At 50.5% G+C, this 20,304-nt stretch carries 19 protein-coding genes, 1 tRNA gene and 1 pseudogene; 6 read left to right on the plus strand and 15 right to left on the minus strand.

Going from position 1 to position 20,304, the window contains the following annotated elements; translation table 11 throughout:
• Positions 1-2: 2 nt before the first annotated feature.
• Together aroC and prmB are read right to left on the minus strand one after the other, a co-directional pair.
• Positions 3-1,088 (minus strand): chorismate synthase, encoded by a 1,086-nt coding sequence (aroC, locus tag ELK40_RS16100; protein ID WP_127731820.1) that lies wholly within the window; start codon positions 1,086-1,088, stop codon positions 3-5.
• Between the two features lie 60 nt (positions 1,089-1,148).
• On the minus strand, positions 1,149-2,081 hold the full coding sequence (gene prmB / locus ELK40_RS16105) for a 50S ribosomal protein L3 N(5)-glutamine methyltransferase (RefSeq protein WP_008502612.1): 933 nt from the start codon (positions 2,079-2,081) through the stop codon (positions 1,149-1,151).
• Between the two features lie 145 nt (positions 2,082-2,226).
• Here prmB and smrB point away from each other — a divergent pair, with 145 nt between their 5' ends.
• Positions 2,227-2,778 (plus strand): endonuclease SmrB, encoded by a 552-nt coding sequence (smrB, locus tag ELK40_RS16110; protein ID WP_008502613.1) that lies wholly within the window; start codon positions 2,227-2,229, stop codon positions 2,776-2,778.
• A 46-nt stretch (positions 2,779-2,824) separates the two neighbouring features.
• Here the strand turns inward: smrB and sixA are convergent, their stop codons facing one another.
• The 4 genes from sixA to ELK40_RS16130 form a co-directional block, all read right to left on the minus strand.
• The gene (sixA, locus tag ELK40_RS16115; protein ID WP_045330962.1) at positions 2,825-3,310 is read right to left on the minus strand and encodes a phosphohistidine phosphatase SixA; all 486 of its coding nucleotides are present in this window, start codon (positions 3,308-3,310) and stop codon (positions 2,825-2,827) included.
• 209 nt (positions 3,311-3,519) lie between these two features.
• On the minus strand, positions 3,520-5,667 hold the full coding sequence (fadJ, locus tag ELK40_RS16120; protein WP_127731822.1) for a fatty acid oxidation complex subunit alpha FadJ: 2,148 nt from the start codon (positions 5,665-5,667) through the stop codon (positions 3,520-3,522).
• A complete protein-coding gene (gene fadI, locus ELK40_RS16125) occupies positions 5,667-6,977 on the minus strand; it encodes an acetyl-CoA C-acyltransferase FadI (protein ID WP_127731824.1) in 1,311 nt (436 codons plus the stop codon). Before fadI ends, fadJ begins: the two co-directional genes overlap by 1 nt.
• A 246-nt stretch (positions 6,978-7,223) precedes the next feature.
• Entirely contained in the window at positions 7,224-7,508 is a 285-nt protein-coding gene (locus ELK40_RS16130) for a YfcZ/YiiS family protein (protein ID WP_023294142.1), read from the minus strand.
• A gap of 372 nt (positions 7,509-7,880) precedes the next feature.
• On the opposite strand from ELK40_RS16130, the gene fadL reads away from it, so the two are divergent.
• Positions 7,881-9,164: a long-chain fatty acid transporter FadL gene (gene fadL / locus ELK40_RS16135; protein ID WP_127731826.1), complete on the plus strand. Its 1,284-nt coding sequence runs from the start codon at positions 7,881-7,883 to the stop codon at positions 9,162-9,164.
• Positions 9,165-9,208: 44 nt separating this feature from the next.
• Here the strand turns inward: fadL and mlaA are convergent, their stop codons facing one another.
• Positions 9,209-9,961 (minus strand): phospholipid-binding lipoprotein MlaA, encoded by a 753-nt coding sequence (gene mlaA / locus ELK40_RS16140; RefSeq protein WP_115875917.1) that lies wholly within the window; start codon positions 9,959-9,961, stop codon positions 9,209-9,211.
• Between the two features lie 313 nt (positions 9,962-10,274).
• Here mlaA and ELK40_RS16145 point away from each other — a divergent pair, with 313 nt between their 5' ends.
• The 3 genes from ELK40_RS16145 (at position 10,275) to ELK40_RS16155 (ending at position 12,684) form a co-directional block, all read left to right on the plus strand.
• A complete protein-coding gene (locus ELK40_RS16145) occupies positions 10,275-11,204 on the plus strand; it encodes a formate/nitrite transporter family protein (RefSeq protein ID WP_115875918.1) in 930 nt (309 codons plus the stop codon).
• 75 nt (positions 11,205-11,279) lie between these two features.
• A tRNA-Arg gene (locus tag ELK40_RS16150) sits at positions 11,280-11,354 on the plus strand.
• Positions 11,355-11,514: 160 nt separating this feature from the next.
• Complete coding sequence (locus ELK40_RS16155; protein WP_127731828.1) at positions 11,515-12,684, plus strand: tyrosine-type recombinase/integrase; 1,170 nt, start codon at positions 11,515-11,517, stop codon at positions 12,682-12,684.
• Between the two features lie 10 nt (positions 12,685-12,694).
• Here ELK40_RS16155 and ELK40_RS16160 read toward each other — a convergent pair whose 3' ends face one another.
• The 6 genes and pseudogenes from ELK40_RS16160 to ELK40_RS22980 all read right to left on the minus strand — a co-directional run bounded on the left by ELK40_RS16160 (position 12,695) and on the right by ELK40_RS22980 (position 17,264).
• Positions 12,695-13,429 (minus strand): HNH endonuclease, encoded by a 735-nt coding sequence (locus tag ELK40_RS16160; RefSeq protein WP_127731830.1) that lies wholly within the window; start codon positions 13,427-13,429, stop codon positions 12,695-12,697.
• Positions 13,426-14,670, minus strand: a complete 1,245-nt coding sequence (locus ELK40_RS16165) for an AAA family ATPase (protein ID WP_127731831.1) — start codon at positions 14,668-14,670, stop codon at positions 13,426-13,428. The genes ELK40_RS16160 and ELK40_RS16165 overlap by 4 nt, the downstream gene beginning before the upstream one ends.
• A 462-nt stretch (positions 14,671-15,132) precedes the next feature.
• Positions 15,133-15,405: an ogr/Delta-like zinc finger family protein gene (locus ELK40_RS16170; RefSeq protein WP_127731833.1), complete on the minus strand. Its 273-nt coding sequence runs from the start codon at positions 15,403-15,405 to the stop codon at positions 15,133-15,135.
• 277 nt (positions 15,406-15,682) lie between these two features.
• A pseudogene (locus ELK40_RS22895) lies at positions 15,683-16,585 on the minus strand (alkaline-shock protein); the annotation flags it as partial.
• Positions 16,586-16,725: 140 nt separating this feature from the next.
• Complete coding sequence (locus ELK40_RS16180; protein WP_164850637.1) at positions 16,726-17,007, minus strand: hypothetical protein; 282 nt, start codon at positions 17,005-17,007, stop codon at positions 16,726-16,728.
• Positions 17,008-17,129: 122 nt separating this feature from the next.
• Positions 17,130-17,264: a hypothetical protein gene (locus tag ELK40_RS22980; RefSeq protein WP_274240462.1), complete on the minus strand. Its 135-nt coding sequence runs from the start codon at positions 17,262-17,264 to the stop codon at positions 17,130-17,132.
• Between the two features lie 281 nt (positions 17,265-17,545).
• On the opposite strand from ELK40_RS22980, the gene ELK40_RS16185 reads away from it, so the two are divergent.
• Positions 17,546-17,953 carry a hypothetical protein gene (locus ELK40_RS16185; RefSeq protein ID WP_127731835.1) on the plus strand — a complete coding sequence of 136 codons (408 nt, stop codon included), beginning with the start codon at positions 17,546-17,548 and terminating at the stop codon, positions 17,951-17,953.
• Between the two features lie 434 nt (positions 17,954-18,387).
• Here the strand turns inward: ELK40_RS16185 and ELK40_RS16190 are convergent, their stop codons facing one another.
• Both ELK40_RS16190 and ELK40_RS16195 read right to left on the minus strand, forming a co-directional pair.
• Entirely contained in the window at positions 18,388-19,719 is a 1,332-nt protein-coding gene (locus tag ELK40_RS16190) for a VasL domain-containing protein (RefSeq protein ID WP_127731837.1), read from the minus strand.
• A gap of 103 nt (positions 19,720-19,822) precedes the next feature.
• Positions 19,823-20,293: a hypothetical protein gene (locus ELK40_RS16195; RefSeq protein ID WP_127731839.1), complete on the minus strand. Its 471-nt coding sequence runs from the start codon at positions 20,291-20,293 to the stop codon at positions 19,823-19,825.
• Between the last annotated feature and the right edge of the window lie 11 nt (positions 20,294-20,304).

Below are 20,304 nucleotides of genomic sequence, written 5' to 3' on the forward strand. Positions count from 1 at the left end.
GTTTACCAGCGTGGAATGGTGGTCGTCACATCCGCATTCTGCGCGCGCTGGCGCAGGAAGTGATCCATCAGCACGATCGCCAGCATCGCTTCTGCGATCGGCACCGCGCGGATCCCCACGCACGGATCGTGACGTCCTTTGGTGATCATCTCAACTTCTTCGCCATCGCGGTTAATCGTGTGGCCCGGCACGGTAATGCTGGAGGTTGGCTTCAGCGCGATGTTGGCAACAATCTGCTGCCCGCTGCTGATCCCGCCCAGGATGCCGCCCGCGTGGTTGCTCTGGAAGCCCGCTTTCGTGATTTCGTCGCGGTTCTGGCTGCCGCGCAGGGATACCACGTCAAAACCGTCGCCAATCTCAACGCCCTTCACCGCGTTGATGCTCATCAGCGCGTGGGCGATGTCGGCGTCGAGACGGTCAAATACCGGCTCGCCCCAGCCTGGCGGGACGCCATCGGCCACCACGGTCACTTTCGCCCCGATGGAGTCGCCCTCTTTTTTCAGGCCGCGCATCAGTTCGTCCAGCGCCTCAAGCTTGTCGGCATCGGCGCAGAAGAACGGGTTTTGCTCGACCTGGTCCCAGTCCTTGATCGCCAGCGGAATGTCGCCCATCTGGGTCAGACAGCCGCGGATAACGATACCAAATTTCTGCTGCAGGTATTTTTTGGCAATGGCGCCAGCCGCCACGCGCATTGCGGTTTCACGGGCGGAAGAGCGTCCGCCGCCGCGATAGTCGCGGAACCCGTACTTTTGTTCGTAGGTATAGTCGGCATGGCCCGGACGGAACACGTCTTTGATGGCGCCGTAGTCCTGGGAGCGCTGATCGGTGTTTTCAATCAGCAGACCAATGCTGGTGCCGGTGGTTCGGCCTTCAAAGACGCCGGAGAGAATTTTGACCTGGTCCGGCTCGCGACGCTGCGTGGTGTAGCGAGAGGTGCCCGGACGACGACGGTCGAGGTCGTGCTGTAAATCGGCTTCGGTCAGTTCGATGCCTGGCGGTACGCCATCAACGATACAGCCCAGCGCCAGCCCGTGTGACTCGCCAAAGGTGGTCACGCGGAATAACTGTCCAATAGTGTTTCCTGCCATCACGGCTCCGATGTTGTTGTTTGTGTTTGAGCGTTGTGAAACGGGCCGAAGCCCGCTGGATTAATCTTTATAGATGCTGAAGTGTTCGCGCGCGTCGAGCAGCTGCGCTTTGGTCAGCATAAAGACGCCGTCACCGCCGTTGTCGAACTCAAGCCAGGTGAACGGCACATCCGGGTACTGCTCTATCAGATGTACCATGCTGTTGCCCACTTCACAAATCAGAACGCCGTCGTCGGTCAGATAATCCGGCGCGCAGGCCAGAATGCGGCGGGTCAGCTTCAGGCCGTCAGAGCCAGAAGCCAGACCCAGCTCCGGCTCGTGGCGGTATTCGTTCGGCAGATCGGACATATCTTCCGCATCGACGTACGGCGGGTTGGTGACGATCAGATCGTACTGCAGCGTCGGCAGATCGCGGAACAGATCGGAGCGAATTGGCGTAACGTGATGGATCAGGCCGTGCTCTTCAATATTGTGTTCGGTCACGGCCAGCGCGTCGGTGGAGATATCGACGGCGTCCACTTCCGCTTCAGGGAAGGCGTACGCGCAGGCAATCGCGATGCAGCCGCTGCCGGTACACATATCGAGAATGTGCTGCGGCTGATGGCCGATCAGGCCTTCAAAGTGGTTGTTAATCAGCTCGCCAATCGGCGAGCGCGGCACCAGCACGCGTTCATCGACATAGAACTCGTGGCCGCAGAACCAGGCTTTGTTGGTCAGATAGGCGACCGGAATACGCTCGTTCACGCGGCGGATCACGCGCTCAACGATGCGGTGTTTTTCGCTGGAGGTCAGGCGCGCGGTGCGCATGTCTTCCGGGATATCCAGCGGCAGGTAGAGTGACGGCAGCACCAGCTGCACGGCTTCATCCCATGGGTTATCGGTACCGTGACCGTACCAGATATTGGCGGCGCTGAAGCGGCTAACCGACCAGCGCAACATGTCCTGTATGGTATGCAGCTCGTTTACTGCTTCATCGACAAATATTTTATCCACTCTTTCCTCCAGGGCATGCTCGCATAATTTTCGGCGGCTAGTTTGCCATGAAGACGGCGATAAATCAGCAATGACGCGTCGCGCTTGAGGTTAAAAAATGCGTTTAGTCGGGTACACTATCGGAAATACGAGATGAGAATGACGAATGAAAAAGAAAACATCGCTCAGCGAGGAGGATCAGGCGCTCTTCCGACAGCTGATGACCGGGACGCGTAAGATCGCGCAGGACACCATCGTTCATCGCCCGCAGCGTAAAAAAATCAGCGAAGTCCCGGTCAAACGCCTGCTGCAGGAGCAGGCCGATAACAGCCACTATTTTTCAGATGAATTTCAGCCGCTGCTTAATACGCAAGGGGCTGTTAAGTATGTACGCGAAGACGTCAGCCATTTTGAGCTGAAAAAATTACGCCGCGGGGATTATTCGCCGGAGCTGTTTCTCGATCTCCACGGCTTAACGCAGATGCAGGCCAAACAGGAGTTGGGGGCATTGATCGCCGCCTGCCGTCGCGAACATGTTTTTTGCGCCTGCGTAATGCATGGCCACGGTAAACATATTCTCAAGCAACAGACGCCCCTGTGGCTGGCGCAGCACCCGCACGTGATGGCTTTTCATCAGGCACCGAAAGAGTACGGCGGAGATGCCGCGTTGCTGGTGTTGATTGAAGTGGAAGAGTGGCAACCGCCAGAGTTGCCCTGACAGAATGGCGGGAAGCACATTGCACCCCGCCATATCGCACGTCACGTCAGATCGCTTTTGCCATCTTCAGGTTGCACGGACTCATTTGCCAGTTGAAGACACCTTTGCCCGTTTCGTCGAGAGAAACATTGGCAATAGCGGATGTCGTGAACATAGGCGGGGTCTCGCCAGGGCAAAGCTCAGATACCAGATAGCCAACCAGTGGCAGGTGGGAAATGACCAGCGCGGAAGCGACACCTTCATTGCACAGCGCCTGAAGATAAGCGCTGACAAGGCCTACATCGCCACACGGGGTGAGTTCAGGGAGAACATCCACGCTGGATGGTAGGTTCATACACTCCCCTACCACGTCCAACGTCTGTTCTGCACGCAGGAACGGACTCACCAGAACGCGTTCGATGTCCACTTTTTGACCGTTAAGCCAGGTCGCCATCAGACGAGATTCGTCGCAGCCACAGACGGTCAAAGGACGTACTGAGTCACTGGCGGCATCGAGTGCCGCGTCGCCGTGACGCATGATAAAAACTTGCATATTGCACCGCTTTTGTTAACCAGAATCACCGGCGTTAACTACCCGCGATAAATGCTGAGAGGTAGAAAACCCGATGGCCGGGCATTGTGCCTGATCCATTCGGTGAATGAAACGCTGTTTTTTACCTCAATGGCGTAAGTATAGTCAATCTCTGTTTACAAAATCGCCAGAACAGGTTCCTTTACTTCAGGATTTACCCTTCTTTGACCTCAGCTTACGAGGACAGTTTCCCTTGCTGGCCAAAATGTCTGGCCCCGTTCCGCCATCTGCAATAATTGGTCACACGGTGTAAACCGTGGACCATACTGCGAAGCCAGACGTTGCAGGATTGCAACCACTTCACCCGCGCCGAGCGTATCCATGTAACGGAACGGGCCGCCAAGGAACGGCGGGAAACCAATGCCAAATACCGCACCAATGTCTCCATCGCGCGCGCTCTTGATCGCCTGCTCACCAAAGCAGCGCGCCGCTTCATTGAGCATCATCATCACGCAGCGCTCAGCGCACTGAACGGCGGAGAGTTTTCCCTGACCAGAAGTCGTAATAAGTCCATAAACCGAAGGGTCGACCTGTTTCCTGCTTTTACGCCCTTTCGCGCCGTAAAGATAGAAACCGCGTTCATTTTTTCTGCCTTTGCGATCGTCCTTCAAAATCGCAGAAACAATATTTGCAGGTGGGCTGAAACGATCGCCATATGCGGCTTCCAGCACTGGTATAATTTTAGTGCCGGTGTCTATTCCCACCTCATCCAAAAGTTGGATTGGACCTACGGGGAAACCAAACTTTACCAGCGCCTCGTCGACGTGCTCGATCTTCTCTCCCTCCGTCAGCAATCGCATGGCTTCATTAATATAGGGAGCCAGAATGCGGTTAACGTAGAAGCCGGCCTTATCTGCTACTACGATCGGCGTTTTCCCCTGCTTCTTCGCAAGTTTGACTACCGTGGCGATGGTTTGCGGACTGGTCGTCGCGTGTGGAATGACTTCCACCAGCGGCATTTTTTCGACCGGGCTAAAGAAGTGCAGCCCAATCACCTGCTCCGGACGCGCGGCTTTCGCCGCGATATCGCCAATCGGTAATGACGACGTATTGGAAGCAAAAATGGTATGCGGAGCACAATGTTGCTCAACGTCTGCCACCATCTGCTGCTTAAGCGCCAGATCTTCAAACACGGCTTCAATCACCAGATCGCGGTGCGCAAAACCGCTGTAATCCGTCGTACCGGAGATCATCGCCAGGGTTTTATCACGCTCGCTTGCTTTGATATGGCGGCGTTTCACCTTTTGATCAAGGTTCTGCCAGCTGTACTGCAGCGCGTGGTTGATACCCTTCGGATTGATGTCTTTGATACGTACAGGTAATTTGCCTTTGCTGGCGGTAACAAAAGAGATACCGCCGCCCATGAGCCCCCCACCCAGTACGCCAATGGCACGCAGCGGTGCAGGCTCAGCCTCGCTGCCGGGATCTTTTTTCACGTCCGTGCTGGCGAAGAAGATGCTGCGCAGCGCCTGTGACTGCGGCGTCATCGCCAGTTCGCCAAAGGCTTTGGCCTCCGCGGCATAGCCGCTGCTGCTGCCCCGCGACAGCCCGGTTTCGATCACTTCCAGGATCCGCTTTGCCGCCGGGTAGTTGCCTTTGGTTTTTTGTTCAGTCTTTTTGCCCACCATGTTGAACAGAAGCGTTCTTCCCAGCGGGCCAGCCAGCACGCGCTCGCGTACCGGCAAAGGACGTTTTGCCTGACGCCCTTTCAGCGCAAGCTCGACGGCGGCTTCCAGTAAAATAGACTGCGGCACGACGTCATCGACCAGACCGGCTTTTAGCGCCTGACGGGCGCGCAGCTGTTTACCGGTTAAGATCATCTCCAGCGCCGTGCTGACGCCCACGAGGCGCGGCAATCGCTGCGTTCCACCAGAACCAGGCAGCAGACCCAGCTGCACTTCCGGCAGGCCCAGAATGGTTTTTGCATCGTCAGTACAAATCCGGCTGTGACATGCCAGCGCCAGCTCAAGCCCACCGCCCAGACAGGCGCCGTGGATCGCTGCGATAACCGGGATCGGCAGGCTGTTGATCTCCGACATTACCTGCTGGCCCTGACGCGCCAGCTCTTCGGCTTCCAGTGCGTTTTGCGCCCGGTCGATCATGTTGATATCCGCCCCGGCTATAAAGTTGTCGGGTTTGGCTGAGATAAACACCAGGCCGCGAATGGCTTTGTTTTCGCGGATCTGCTTTAGCATCGCGCGCACCTGAACACCAAATTCGGCCTTCAGGGTATTCATCTTTTCATCAGGCACATCAATAGTGATAACGGCCACGTTATCGAGGCGAACCGTCAGATTAAATGCAGATGGCATATCCATTATTCAGCCTCCAGAACCATTGCTGCGCCAAGGCCACCCGCCGCACAGGCGGTTACGAGGCCAAACCCGCCGCCGCGGCGACGGAGTTCATGTAATGTTTGCGTGATCATTCGCGCACCGGTGGCGGCAAACGGGTGACCGTAGGCGATAGAACCACCCAGCACGTTGAACTTACTCTGATCCACTTCGCCTGTGGCATGGGCGCGGCCCAGCACATCGCGCGCGAAACGCTCGCTTGCCAGTAGCTGAACGTTTGCCAGAGTCTGCGCGGCAAACGCTTCATGCATATCAATCAGGGTTAAATCAGCCATCGTCAGCCCCGCGCGCTCCAGCGCCAGCGGCGTGGACCATGCCGGACCTAACAACATGTCCTTCCAGACATCAATGGCGGTGAAGGCATAGCTGCGTAAATAGCCCAGGGGAGTGATGCCCAGCTCTTTCGCGCGGGATTCGGTCATCAGGATCACGGCGGCGGCCCCGTCCGTCAGCGGCGTACTGTTCGCCGCCGTCACCGTGCCGTGCTTGCGGTCAAACGCCGGGCGCAGCTTTGCGTAATCCGCCAGCGTCGAGGTGCCGCGAATATTGTTATCTTCCGCAAGCGGTTCGCGATAGGGCGGAATGTAGGCGGTCATGACCTCATCGGTCAGCTTGCCTTCCGACCAGGCTTTTGCCGCGAGCTGATGCGAGCGATGCGCCAGCGCATCCTGCTGCTCACGGGTAATGCCGTAGGTTTTAGCCATCTGCTCGGCGGTATCGCCCATGCGCAGGCCGGTGGAGTATTCCGCGACGGCGGGGGGGACAGGCACGAGGTCGCGCAGGCGTAAACGCGAGAAGAGTTTGAGTTTTTGGCCCGTTGTACGGGCTTTGTTGGCATCCACCAGGATGCGCGCCAGCTTTTTACTGACCCCAATCGGCAGCACCGAAGAGGAGTCAGCCCCACCCGCAATTCCGGCGCGAATAGTGCCCGCCATCAGGCTTTCGGCGACGTTAGCCACGGCCTGGAAACTGGTTGCGCAGGCGCGGCTGACGCTGTAGGCATCGGTATGCACGTTCATCCCGGTACCGAGTACGATTTCCCGCGCAATATTGGGAGCTTCAGGCATCTGCACGACCTGACCGAACACCAGCTGCTCGATGACCTCAGGCGGAATTTCGCTGCGAGCCAGCATCTCCCCCACTACCATTTTCCCCAGGTCAACGGCCGGTATGCCATGAAACGCCGTTGCCTGACGCGCAAATGGCGTTCGCAATCCACTGACTATGGCAATGCGATCGCCCTGACGGGTAATTAGCGGTAATGCCTGACTCATAACACTCCCCTGTAAAAAATTTTTCGCAAACATAAAGTGGTCTGACCTGATAATAGTCTTAACCATTTTTTTACATTCAGCCAATCGGGGAAACGAAAAAATGCGAGCTAAAACACAGAGAAGAAAAAGAAAATGCCCCTGCATGGCAGGGGCATTTGTGCGGTTTGTTGCCGGGTGGCGGCGTTGCCTTACTCGGCCTACACGATCGTAGGCCCATGCAAGCGAAGCGCCGCAGGGCAAAAAGGATTAACGCAGACCCAGCTGGAAAATCAGCGTTTCTGCTTCGCAGGCGAAAACAAAGTCGATGTCCAGCTTCACGCCGCCTTCCACTTCGGTGAAGGTCGACTTGATTTCACACGGATCGGATTCAACATCACGCGCACGCTTGCTCAGCGCGGCCAGGGTCTCTTCCGCTTCGGCACGGTTAGTGAACACACGGCTGTAAGACGCGGTGCAATCGGAGTTGTCCATGATGGTCCCAACATCCATACAGCAGCAAACCGGGGTTTCATCAGCACTGCATTTACTCATAGCTCAATTTCCTCTGTATTCGCGCAGCGCGCGAGATAAACACGATGCTGATATTTTACGCCCCGGCGCGGGCTCTCTCCAGCCGTTAATGGCGCAAAAACGGATAAGTGACCAATATCACACTAAAAAATGATCCAGAACAAAAACCACCCTTTTGGGTGAGTCGCGATGGTCACAATTTTGCCAACCAGATCTCGTTTCGCGAAACATGTTTGAAAATATTAATAAACAAACTTGCAACATTCTGGCTGGTCAGACCTATACTCTGGCCACTGGTCTGATTTGTCTGTCATACCTCAGACCCTACACTTCGCGCTCCTGTTACGGTATGTAACAATTATTGAATAAAAATAACTCAATGAGGTTATGGTCATGAGCCAGAAAACCCTGTTCAACAAGACTGCGCTGGCAGTCGCAGTGGCACTCGTCTCCACTTCCGCCTGGTCAGCGGGCTTTCAGTTAAACGAATTTTCTTCCTCTGGCCTTGGCCGTGCGTATTCCGGGGAAGGCGCTATTGCTGATGATGCGGGTAACGCGAGTCGTAACCCCGCGTTGATCATGATGTTCGATCGTCCGACTTTCTCTGCCGGTGCGGTTTATATCGACCCTGATGTCAACGTTTCTGGTAAGTCGCCTTATACGGGTGCGAGCCTTAAAGCGGACAACATTGCCCCAACAGCATGGATCCCCAACCTGCACTTCGTTGCTCCTATTAACGAACAGTTTGGCTGGGGTGCATCCGTAACGTCTAACTACGGCCTGGCTACCGAGTTCAATAACAACTACCCGGCTGGTGAATACGGCGGTAAAACAGACCTTACTACGCTGAACCTCAACCTGAGCGGTGCGTATCGCCTGAACGATAACTGGAGCTTTGGTCTGGGCTTTGATGCCGTTTACGCCGATGCCAAAATCGAACGTTATTCCGGGGAACAGACTGCGCGCCTGCCTAAAAACAGCAATAAAATTGCCAGTCTTGAAGGTGATGAGTGGGGCTATGGCTGGAACGCCGGTATCCTGTACGAGCTGGACAAAAACAACCGTTGGGGCCTGACCTATCGTTCCGAAGTGAAAATTGACTTCGACGGCGATTACAAGAGCGGCATCCTGACGCCTGTGAACAACCTGGTTCCTGGTGCGGGTACAATCATTCCTTGGGGAACGTCCAACCAGACCGTTCCAGGTTCACTGTCACTGCATTTGCCAGAAATGTGGGAAGTGTCCGGTTACAACCGTGTTGCGCCGCAATGGGCTATCCACTATAGCCTGGCCTATACCAGCTGGAGCCAGTTCCAGGAGCTGAAAGCGACCGGAACCAATGGCCAGACGCTGTTCTATAAGGACGAAAGCTTCCACGACGCCTATCGTATTGCGTTGGGTACCACCTACTACTACGATAAAAACTGGACTTTCCGCTCCGGTATCGCATTTGACGACAGCCCGGTTCCGGCAGACAAACGTTCCATTTCCATTCCGGATCAGGACCGTTTCTGGTTAAGCGCGGGCGCGACGTATGCGTTCAACGAGAATGCATCCATCGATGCGGGCGTATCTTATATGCACGGTCAGAAAGTGACGTTCCAGGAAGGCCCTTACGAGTTTACCTCTGAAGGTAAAGCCTGGCTGTTCGGTACGAACTTCAACTACGCGTTCTAACCGCGACAGAATCAAAAAAGGTGAGCATTGCTCACCTTTTTTATTTACTCAGAATCGATATCTTTTAGTTCGTTCTCGATCGCCTTCGCGTTTGGATTCTCTTCCGGCTTCAGCTTACCGCCGTTGGCAATAAAGTCATGATTCTGGAAGTACGCTTCACGTACCATAATGTACGGGTCAGAAGACTGGCGCAGCAGGCCATCAGAGTCGAGCAATTGCGCGCGGGTTTCAATCCCTTCCACCGTCCATTTACCCACCGACAGTGGCCAGGTCAGCCATGACAGAACCGGATACAGCGTATCGACCATATCACCGCCGTCATCACGCACGGTGAAGCTGCCATAGAACGGCAGATGAACGTAAGGGCCGTAACCGACACCATAATGCCCCAGCGTACTACCAAAGCGGTGCGGCTGTTCACGCTGCAGTTTCGGGTTCGCCATGCCTGCGACGTCAATAAAGCCGCCCATCCCCAGAATGGAGTTCAGGAAGAAGCGGGTAAAGTGGACCATCCCCTGGTAGGGGTCGCCCTGCAGGAAGTAGTTCACCATTACCGCAGGCTCTTCGAGGTTGCTGGTAAAGTTACTTAACCCATTACGCGCGGGCTGTGGAACATAATCGCGCCATGCCACTGCCACCGGGCGAACCACATACGGGTCCAGCACGTTGTAGTTTAAGCTATACATGGAGCGGTTAAATCCTTCGAGAGGATCGGAGCGGCCCGTTTGCTCCCCAGAGCTGGCGCAGCCCACAAGCATCGTCGCGCCCAGCGCAAGCGCCGACAGCCGAAGTTTCATAAATATCTCCCTGTTCAGTATGGCTATCGTTGATTGCCATCCGTAACGGAGCCTGATGCTCCGTCTGTAAACGTGCAAGCGATTGTAACAGCACGTTTACCGATGTCTATGAGCACAATTACGGGCAGTAACCACCGTGACTCTGATCTCAGCATAGCCTGGCTTTTAGAATTCGTTTCGCTGGCAATTTTATAATGCCTTTGAAAGAGATGTATCACCTTTGTTGTCATTGCTGCCAATTTAAGAGCATCCCCACAGGCATCCCGACAAAAGCCGCTACGCTTAACAGAAAGATCAATCTCCGGGAGCATATATGAAAGAAGTGGGCGAAGAAAAAATTGGCGAGAGCAATGAGGAACTTGAAATTGAAAGCGAGGAGAAAGCGCGCGGCGAGAAAATAGAAATTGACGAAGATCGACTCCCTTCCCGCGCAATGGCCATTCACGAGCATATCCGCCAGGACGGTGAAAAAGAGATGGAGCGCGACGCGATGGCTCTCTTCTGGTCAGCCATCGCTGCAGGGCTCTCAATGGGCGCATCTCTGCTTGCGAAAGGGATATTTCATGTGCAGCTGGAGGGCGTACCCGGCGGTTTTTTACTCGAGAACCTCGGTTATACCTTCGGCTTTATTATCGTCATCATGGCCCGCCAGCAGCTATTTACTGAAAACACGGTGACCGCGGTTCTGCCGGTGATGCAAAACCCCACACTCGGGAATTTCGGTTTATTGATGCGGCTCTGGGGCGTGGTCCTGCTGGGAAATATCATCGGCACGGGCATCGCGGCCTGGGCGTTTGAATATATGCCGATATTTGATGAACCCACACGGGATGCGTTTGTAAAAATCGGCATGGATGTAATGAAAAACACGCCGGTCGAGATGTTCTCGAATGCCATCATCTCCGGCTGGATTATCGCCACGATGGTGTGGATGTTCCCTTCAGCAGGCAGCGCCAAAATTGTCGTGATCATACTGATGACCTGGCTGATTGCGCTGGCGGACACCACGCATATTGTGGTCGGTACCGTTGAAATCCTCTATCTGGTCTTTAACGGTACGCTTCACTGGAGCGATTTCTTCTGGCCGTTTGCCCTTCCGACGCTGGCGGGAAACATCTGCGGCGGAACGTTTATCTTCGCGCTGTTAAGCCACGCCCAAATCCGTAACGACATGTCAAACAAACGCAAAGCTGAGCTTAAGGCACGGGAAAATGATGATAAATCGACAAAAAAAACGACCTGAATGGTGACTCTTTGAGCAGTCAGGCGGCGATGCGCTTAACGCAAAGTGTAAATAAGGCTATACTCGTGCCGCCTCGTCCCCTTAGTTAAATGGATATAACGAGCCCCTCCTAAGGGCTAGTTGCAGGTTCGATTCCTGCAGGGGACACCATGACCACATCTCAACAAGTCTCATAACTTCCATAACTCACTGATTTAAATGCTAATCAACAATCTTGTTCGTCCAGTAAAGTGCCATTATTTCTAATAAAATCTATACATCTTTGCGTATATGATTGTGTATAACTGAGTTCGATCTTTTTTCTATACACATGCTGCTTTCTGACATCCAAATAAAACGAGCAAAACCAAAGGATAAGACCTATACATTGAATGATGGCATTGGATTATCACTTCTTGTTGACACATCAGGCAGTAAAGGCTGGCGCTATCGTTACCGCTTCGAAGGCAAGCCGAAGATGATTTCCTTTGGCGTATACGGTGATGTATCGCTTGCAAAGGCGCGTGCTAAACGTGACGAAGCTCGTTCGATGATGGCCAAAGGGATCAACCCTAGCGAGGCCAGAAAGGCTGAAAATATTGCGTTGCAGTTTGCACATGAGAACAGCTTTGAATCTGTAGCAAGGGAATGGCATGGTTCAAAAAAAGCCACGTGGTCAGAAGGGTACGCAAAAGAAGTTCTCAACTGCATGGAAAAGGATATTTTCCCGTTTATCGGCCAACGCCCAATCGAACAGATTGAACCGCTGGAGCTGCTCACCGTTCTGCAAAAGATTGAGAAAAGAGGTGCTTTGGAGCAAACCAGTAAGATCCGCCGCCGTTGCGGTGAAGTTCTACGCTATGCCATCGCCACCGGACGGGCGAAATATAACTTTGCTCCTGACCTGGCTATTGCACTCAACAAGCCTAAAACTCAACACTTCCCATTCCTGACTGAAAGTGAATTACCTGCTTTTGTCAGTGCTCTGGATAACTATCAAGGCAGTTTAGTAACGAAGTACGCCACACAGCTGCTGATGCTGACAGGTGTACGCACAATCGAACTGCGTGCCGCAGAATGGGCTGAATTTGATTTAGAAAATGCATTGTGGGAAATCCCCAAAGAGCGCATGAAGAAACGCCGCCCTCATCTGGTTCCGTTATCTACACACGCGATCAGCATCCTAGAAAAGCTACAAGTCCTTACCGGAAAATACGGCCTCGTTTTCCCCGGCCGTAATGACGTCAGGAAGCCGATGAGTGAAGCCAGCATCAATAAAGTAATAAAACTCCTTGGCTATCATGGACGTTTAACAGGCCACGGTTTTAGACACACAATGAGCACAATTTTGCATGAACATGGCTTTGAAAGCGCTTGGATTGAAATGCAACTTGCGCATGTTGATAAGAACTCTATCAGAGGCACTTACAATCATGCGCAATATTTAGACCAAAGACGAAAAATGCTTCAATGGTATAGCGATTTGATTAAACCATATTAACCTTTTGGGTCTATCCTATTAACTCTTTAGCTTTTAAGTAATAAATGTCGTCTTTTATTATCTCTGAACAAAAGAAACTATGAGAACTCTCTGGCTTAGTAAATTCTTCAAGTGTATTTACTTTATCCTTTAATTTCCCCAATCGTATTTCATATTTTCTGTCAGTGTCAGACTCTAATAACACATCGGTCCACTGTCTAATTTCTTCAGTCTGAATCTGTAGTTTCGCCAACATTCCAACACGTGAACTGATCAGCCTGTCTGAATTCAACGACACTTCTTTCTCAGTATTTACTGCTTTCACACTCTGTAAATTTGGCAAAATTTTAAGATAGCTTACAGAAAAAGCCCCATCAATTTCATCATCATAAGGGTTAAGTATCTCAACATTTTTTGTATCTAGTGTCCCTTTATTATTGTTACATATCCCACAACATGGGAGAAAATTTTCCCATGCAAAGCATTCATTTGGATATGTAGACTTAGGATGAAAATGCTCAACCTGGACATAATTTCCGCCTTCAGAAGGAATACATTCGCAAAATGCACATTTGTCATGTGAGGTTGCAAATAAAACATCCTTAATCTGCTCATTACGATAATGTGATACTACTTTTTTCTTAATGTCATCTGGGATTTTGTCATAACCTTGGTACTTCTCAACCTCAGTTAATAAGTCATGAGTCCAAGCGTCTTTATTAGTGCTCAGAACAGCAGGTTCATTCCCTCTAGCCATCTTTATCATTTAATGCCTCGCTCAATTTTTAACTGAACGACATCTATTTGTTTCTTTAGAATCATTGCCGTAGGATCTGACTCTGGTATTTTTTTAGAATATTCATCAATTAAAGATAAAGCCTCGTCAAAAAACTCACCACTGATTAAATCCTCAACTTTATTCACAACATCAGAAAGTGTCTGCTGATGTACCGTGCTTACCCCCATAATCATAGAATAAATGTCATCAGTTTTCCATGCATCCAGTGGTTTATCTATTACATCATAGCCCATCTCTTTGCCTACACGCTTTAAAACTATGACTTCCCCCCCCTCTGCACTACTAATTATATGAGGAGAGTGCGATGTAACTATAAATTGAATACAAGGGAATAATGTCTTTAATATTTCTCTAATTTTTGTTTGCCATGAAGGATGTAAATGTGCATCTAACTCATCAATTAAAACAACACCGGTTGCAGTTTTAATATCCATATTACTTCTATCATTTGTTTTTTCTATCCATTCAACAATTGATAACACAATTGACAATATTGACTTAAATCCTGATGAGAGATCTTCCAAGTAGACTAGTGACCCGTCCAGATTAAAACTGGGTTCAAGATCCCTCTCAATATTACCAAAAGAAAAACGCCCATCAGATCCAAAAATAAAATCAAGATTAGATATTATATAATCCCAGTTTTTCTTCTCTTCAATAGCCCAGTCTTTCTCTATAATAAAATACCTGTTAATCATCCATTGTTTTATTTCTGGAGTGTAACCATTTGCCAAATGCATAAATGCATTATTTAAATATTCCACCCGGTATTCTTTTGGTGTTCTCTCTGATTTCATACCTTCTATTTTTTGATAAAAAATATTTCTATTCGGCCCAATAAAAAGAGGTGAAAAATATTCGGAAATATCATTTTTGTATATATATTCAGATCTTCCATCTCTGTGAACATAACTTCCTGGACCGCCCATAAATTGGCTTGCTCTGCGAGAAATCATGCTATATGAGTTTCGACCAAAGCCACAAATATCCCGCTCATTATTCCTATTGGTAAAATCGATTTTGCATTGAGTGTTTTCATTTAATGGCAAAGGACCATAAGAAATCGTAATCGCACTAGCAATTGCAAATAATACGGAAGACTTACCAACCCCATTAGGACCTGATAAAATTGTAAAGTTAGTATTAAATGGAATTTTAATCCGATCAAATCCTTTAAAACAATCGGCATCAACCTCATGTAAGTACATTACTACCCCTCCATTAGCATAATAGCTTTATCTATGTGAAATGCGTTTTGTTATAACCAAATCAACCTTCATGATGCATGCTCCAAATAAAATATCATGCGATGACCAAAATCGCACTACACCGCACCCGCCTGCGGTTTTCAGATCACAAAATTTTTTCAGTTTGGATTTTTTACAAACGATACCACCAAGCCTTGCCACTGCTGGGGATGTACCGCGATGTAGGAACTGAAAAGAGTGAAAAGAAATTCAGTTTTTTTCAGTTTTAATTTGCTATGACATCAACCGGCTTTGAATCAATGCATTGATAATAAAGGAAAATTAATTTTTAGGTGAGATTTTTAATGGCAATAACGAAAGCGTTAAAAACGCAACCTTATGATATATATAGATATTTAATTTTAAGTAACTGAAATTTAGTGAACTGAAGCCGGGAACATTTTACCTAATCCCGGCTATCGACTACTGGCTTTCTTTGGCGGCCAGTAAGAGCTCTAAGGCCTCCTCCCGTTCATCTGGTGGTAAGGCATCCATTAACGCTTTTATCCTGCCTTGCCCTCTAAGAGCACTGGGGCTTATCGTATGTGAGAAACAAACGTTCATCACAAACGTATGCCCGCACTCAACATTTGAGCAATAGCAGTACACATCTGATAACTTGGGATGCTTCCGGTTAGTTTTTCTCACCGTAGCCGCGGACATACATTCCGGGCAGAAAATTTTCAATACTCGCATCACTGGCCCTCTGTTGCCTGCCAGAAGAAGGGATTTTGGTTCCCTCCCTCTTGTTCTGAACGTGTAACACTGGTAACACGTGTAACATCGTTGATTTAATTGAAATTAATCTGTTACCAGTGAGCCAAATAAAGAGGTAACGCGTGGTAACACACTGATTTTTGTTACCACTGTTACCAGTGGATATTTCTGACTGGTAACACTGGCAAGCCTCGTCATTGCTGCCTGTTACCTCTGTTACCAGTGTTACCTCATAAAAATAAGACTCACGCGATTACTATTCGGGATCTACGCTACCCAATACTTGCGTATTAAACTGGTACACGCGCTTAAGCCCTATTTCTGGCAGGCGAACGCTGTTTTTGCGTTCTCCCGTCCTCCCCGGCCTTCAGCCAGCCCGCCTCAACACACAATCTGGCCACCTTTGGCGAATCGAACCCTTTACAAATTTCTTTCCAGCCAGATGGCAATACGTAGAAGGTCACAGTGGATTCCGTCACGTTGTCGCCCTTATCCACTTTCCTGAACCCCATCATCGACAGTGGGCGGTTCTTATCATCGTGCCAGTCAGCAAAGCGGCTGAACTGGTTACGTGTCATATAATCCCTGACCTGCTCCAGAGCGGTTTTATCCTCCTGGTTCGCGGTATGTCCACGATCAGCCATCCATGAGGCCAGGCAACACTCAGCAGCCCTGACGCCTCACCCTCAGGCCATCCGGTTATCCCGGCTTGTGTGGCAAGTTCTCCAGCCATAGCAACCAGCGCAAAACGGGTAACGGCGCGCCCAACCTGATTTCCTGCATCCGCAGGGGTTAATCTGCAGGTGTAGCCCTTCAGCAGCGCTTTCGCCTAGCTAGTCAGTTCCTGGAGATCGGCTGTCAGACAATGCAGCCAGTCGCGGAAGGGTGAGCCATGATAATGAATTACGGCGTGTTCCAGATGCTCCGCCAGCGCTTTACCACCACTAAAGCCGTGCAGCTCCTCAAATACTCCATGCTTACCCGAATCACTCGGGATCTGGATCATGCGTACTTCTACCCCGGCGTAGGTTCGCTCTCCGGCATTGGCGGCGTGCTCGACCAGTGACGGCTCCCCCGTGGATAGAAACAACAAATTCCAGCGGTTTGTTTCCCGTACCGAACCATCAGTTCGGGCGGGGGCATTGCCCTGGCCGTTCGCCTGCAACACGGTGTCATTAAGGTTCTTTTTGAATTCTATATGACACCTTTTTCGAGGATTTTCGTTAAGTGTCGTTAGGGTGTACCCAATAGCACTTACAAAAAATCCCCAGAAGGGGATTTTGTTGCTAGCGCCAATCATTAACGTGAAAGCAGCTGTACATCAACTTGCTCGTTACTCTCATCCTTGTTAATGATTGTGCCGTCATCACAAACAAGTAATTCGTCCGTCTGAAGCCACAACTGCGAGTCAAGCTCACCACCACCAGTCACACGCCAAACAGAACCATCTTCCAAAGTAAGTATTGTTCCATCGTCGTTTTTGGTCTGGAGCCAGTGGCCCGACTCGCAGTTAGCCCATGAAAAAGATGGAAAGGCCAACAGCAGAGCTACAACCCCTGCACTGGTTAATATATTTTTCATTATTCACTCTCAAAGCCAGAAATTGTTTTGGAATGCATTAATGCATTGTCATTACCCAGTTTGAGCCAGAAAGCATCATTAGTACATGGCTCCCGCATGGTTGCCCCCCCGGAATTCGTAGCTTACTCATAGGAACAATACCCACCCTTATGATGGCTGCCCGTGCCGCCGTGCGGGTGCTCTCCCTTAGGACAGGCTAGCGCCACACTTGCAATGAACATCAAACCAATTGCCATCATTATTTTTTTTCCTTTCATGATTATTTCCTTAGCCAATAAAAATCCCATATATAATGCATGGATTAATCATTATGTTTTAATGCCTAAGTGCGTTCAAATGACAATCACAACTTTTATCCATTCATTAACACGATCGACTCTACTTGGGCTTCAGTGCCGATTGCCCCGCCCTTTCCCGTCACCGCCAAAGGATCATCTTGTTTACTAAAAGCCCCTTCCAAAAACTAACTGCCGCCGTACAGCAACTTCGTAAACATGAACAGGCGATTCGATTAACTCCCGAATATGAGGTGTTCACTATGCCCCAAACAATACACTCGATATACGCGCTTAAGCTATTGAGCCTATACGACAAGCTTTCCTGTGAGGCCCTTACCTCATGGTTTGGTTATGTCAGGGCGCAAATCAAGGCGACCCGTGACGAACTTGATGTAGAGGGTAAAAAGAAATACGAGGCCTACATTGGGAAAGCCGCAGAAAAGGCACCAACGCCATTCGGGAGCCTTAAGCGCCCCCCGGATACTCTCACTGACTTGATAAATATTCCCTCAGGAGAAGCGCAGAAGACAGACGGGAGATTTCTGAAAGACTTTGGATTGTTACTAGTTTCCTTGAGGAATATCGCTATCAGGGCATTGATGATAGATATAGAGAATATGCCCGCACTATCATTGCCGGAATTGACACCGATCAGCTTCCTCAGATGATTACAGGTCTTATTGTTCGTGAAATTTTCAAGTTGGTGCATACCGATTGCCGCGCTGACGTGCTGGCGTTCGTTAATTCTGGTATCACAGACCATGAGTTTTGGCGGCATACGGCCCCGGACGAATATGCCGAGGTTTTCCTGATTATGAGTTGTCCCCTGAATCCTGGACGCTAAAAAACGCCGGGATATATTGTGCGCACGAGGGGATTGCACGGCGGAGTCTTTGGTATGGACATGATGTTTATGTGGATGAGTTTATCGTGTCTTTGGCTGGTAGCCTTCTGCATAGGAAATATCCCTGAGAGTATCCCTCTTAATCCTCACACTTATTAATATGCTTTATGGTCATGTGTTTAATCGGGTGATACATTCCTGCAGGGGACACTTGACCTCCACGCGTTTTCGAACACATTCGCCTGTGCGCCGCAGAATTCACGGTGCGGAAGAATCCCGTTTTATTTGAGCATAACGCGTTGCCAGCTGTCTTAGACGCAACTCCAGCTGGGTCTTTTCGGCTTCAGGAAGCGCACTTTCAGCACTATGCTCTGACAGGCGCCGGAGTTGTTCTTCAGCCGGTATAGTTTGGTTAAAGGACTGTATTGTCGAAAAAACCACCGATTTAAGCTCACTTACCGTGATATATTTTCCTTTTTGCTCATCCAGACTACTCAGCCTATGGCTCAGTTGCTGAAGCTTCATCATTCCCTGATACCAGCTGTTCATGGAATCGACAGGTAACGCTGCCGCGTTAATTTTTTGCTTCCACTGCACGGTGAGCGACTTCGCTTCCTCCGGCTGCAATGTCTGGAGTTGCGCTAACAACTGAAGGCTGTAGGAAATATTCCAGTCAGGTGGCAGCTTATCCAGTCGGGCAAGCTGCTGCTGCGTGTCGGTGATAAACGTGGATGGAATGGTGCCTCGCTGCGCTAACGCGTCTTGCTGAACAGGAGTAAGCACTTCAGGTAACGGCGCCAGCGAGGCAATGGCCTGAGTCGTTAAGGGATCCGGTCTCGACAGAAAGCCCCCTCCCCACGCCACGGCGAGGCTGACCACCAGCACAGAACACATCCCGGCAACAAAGGGTTTCCATGGTCTGACAGACCCGTGCGCAGTCGGACGATCCTTTGTATCCGGCTGATTTTCCTGCTGCACAACGTAGACCCATTTCACTTCGTCAATCGGTTCTGCCCTTTCCTGAGGTAACTCGCGACCGGGCATTATGATCGCATCCAAATCTGATGCGTCATTACCGCTTTCCAGCCGTTCAGCACTTGAACGTATCAACGTTCGTAACGTATCGAACTGGCTAAGGTGTTTGAGTTCGAGACGCTGGAACACCGCGCTCAGGCTGGTAAGCAACGCTTCAGCACTATAAAGCTCACGTAGATGGCTGTTGTTCAATGCAAGCATGCGCATGCGCTGCTGCAGGCGCTGGCTCAGGCCACTAAGGATTTCCAGACGAGCGTGTAGCGTCTTCGGCCAGAAAACGTCCCACTGGTGGCTAATCAGGGCCTCCAGAATTGCCAACCCTTCGTTCAGGCCAGCTAATCCAGACAGGTGAGTACGGGCAAGGGTGTACCAGGCCGCAGTCTGCAACTCCACACCGTTTTGTTCAAACAGAGAGAGACAGAGTTTTTCGACATATTGCCAGTTCACATCCGGGCGAGCAGGATGCGTAAGCTTACTGAGTTCATCGCGAAGGGCGGCGTAATCTGGCAGCGTACGCGGGTCGCCGCCGGTTTTTAACGTTATATGTGTGGTCATCCTGAAGGGCCTGCATATCCGTGTAGTTAATTTCGTCAGTTGAGATGTAAGGCTATTTTGCGATTAAAAATGCAGTGACTAATAAAAGGAATGAATGTTATCGCTATGGCAGCAGCGCTAAAATCAGACCGTAAAAAATGCCTTCATCAAATAGTTGTCCTGAACGGGATGAGATATCAGGGGGCGTAAAGATCCAGCCATTTACGCTCCCCACTCGCATGAACAGGCGTCCCTGAGAAATCACCTTATCCCCGGAACAGAAAGTCACCTCGACACAACCTGCTACGCCCTGTCCATACAGAAAGATCGGCATAAATCTGACCGCTCGGCTGCCATAACGCAGAACGATACCGGAAATCTCAAAAGCCCCGCCCTCCACCAGCAGATCCGGAACGGATACCGTCAGTGGCTCCACATTCAGTCCCGTATCTGTCAGCCACGCGTTCATCTCATCCTGAAGCTCAGCCATTCGCTGGCGAAACTCTGCAATATCAGCCTGACTCCTGCTGATTGCAGGAACAGGTGCAGGTTGTCTTGCCTGCAACTTCTTCAGGAACTGTGATTTTACGGACATGATGTTATCGG

This window comes from Enterobacter sp. N18-03635, from assembly GCF_004006055.1.
GTDB lineage: Bacteria > Pseudomonadota > Gammaproteobacteria > Enterobacterales > Enterobacteriaceae > Enterobacter > Enterobacter vonholyi.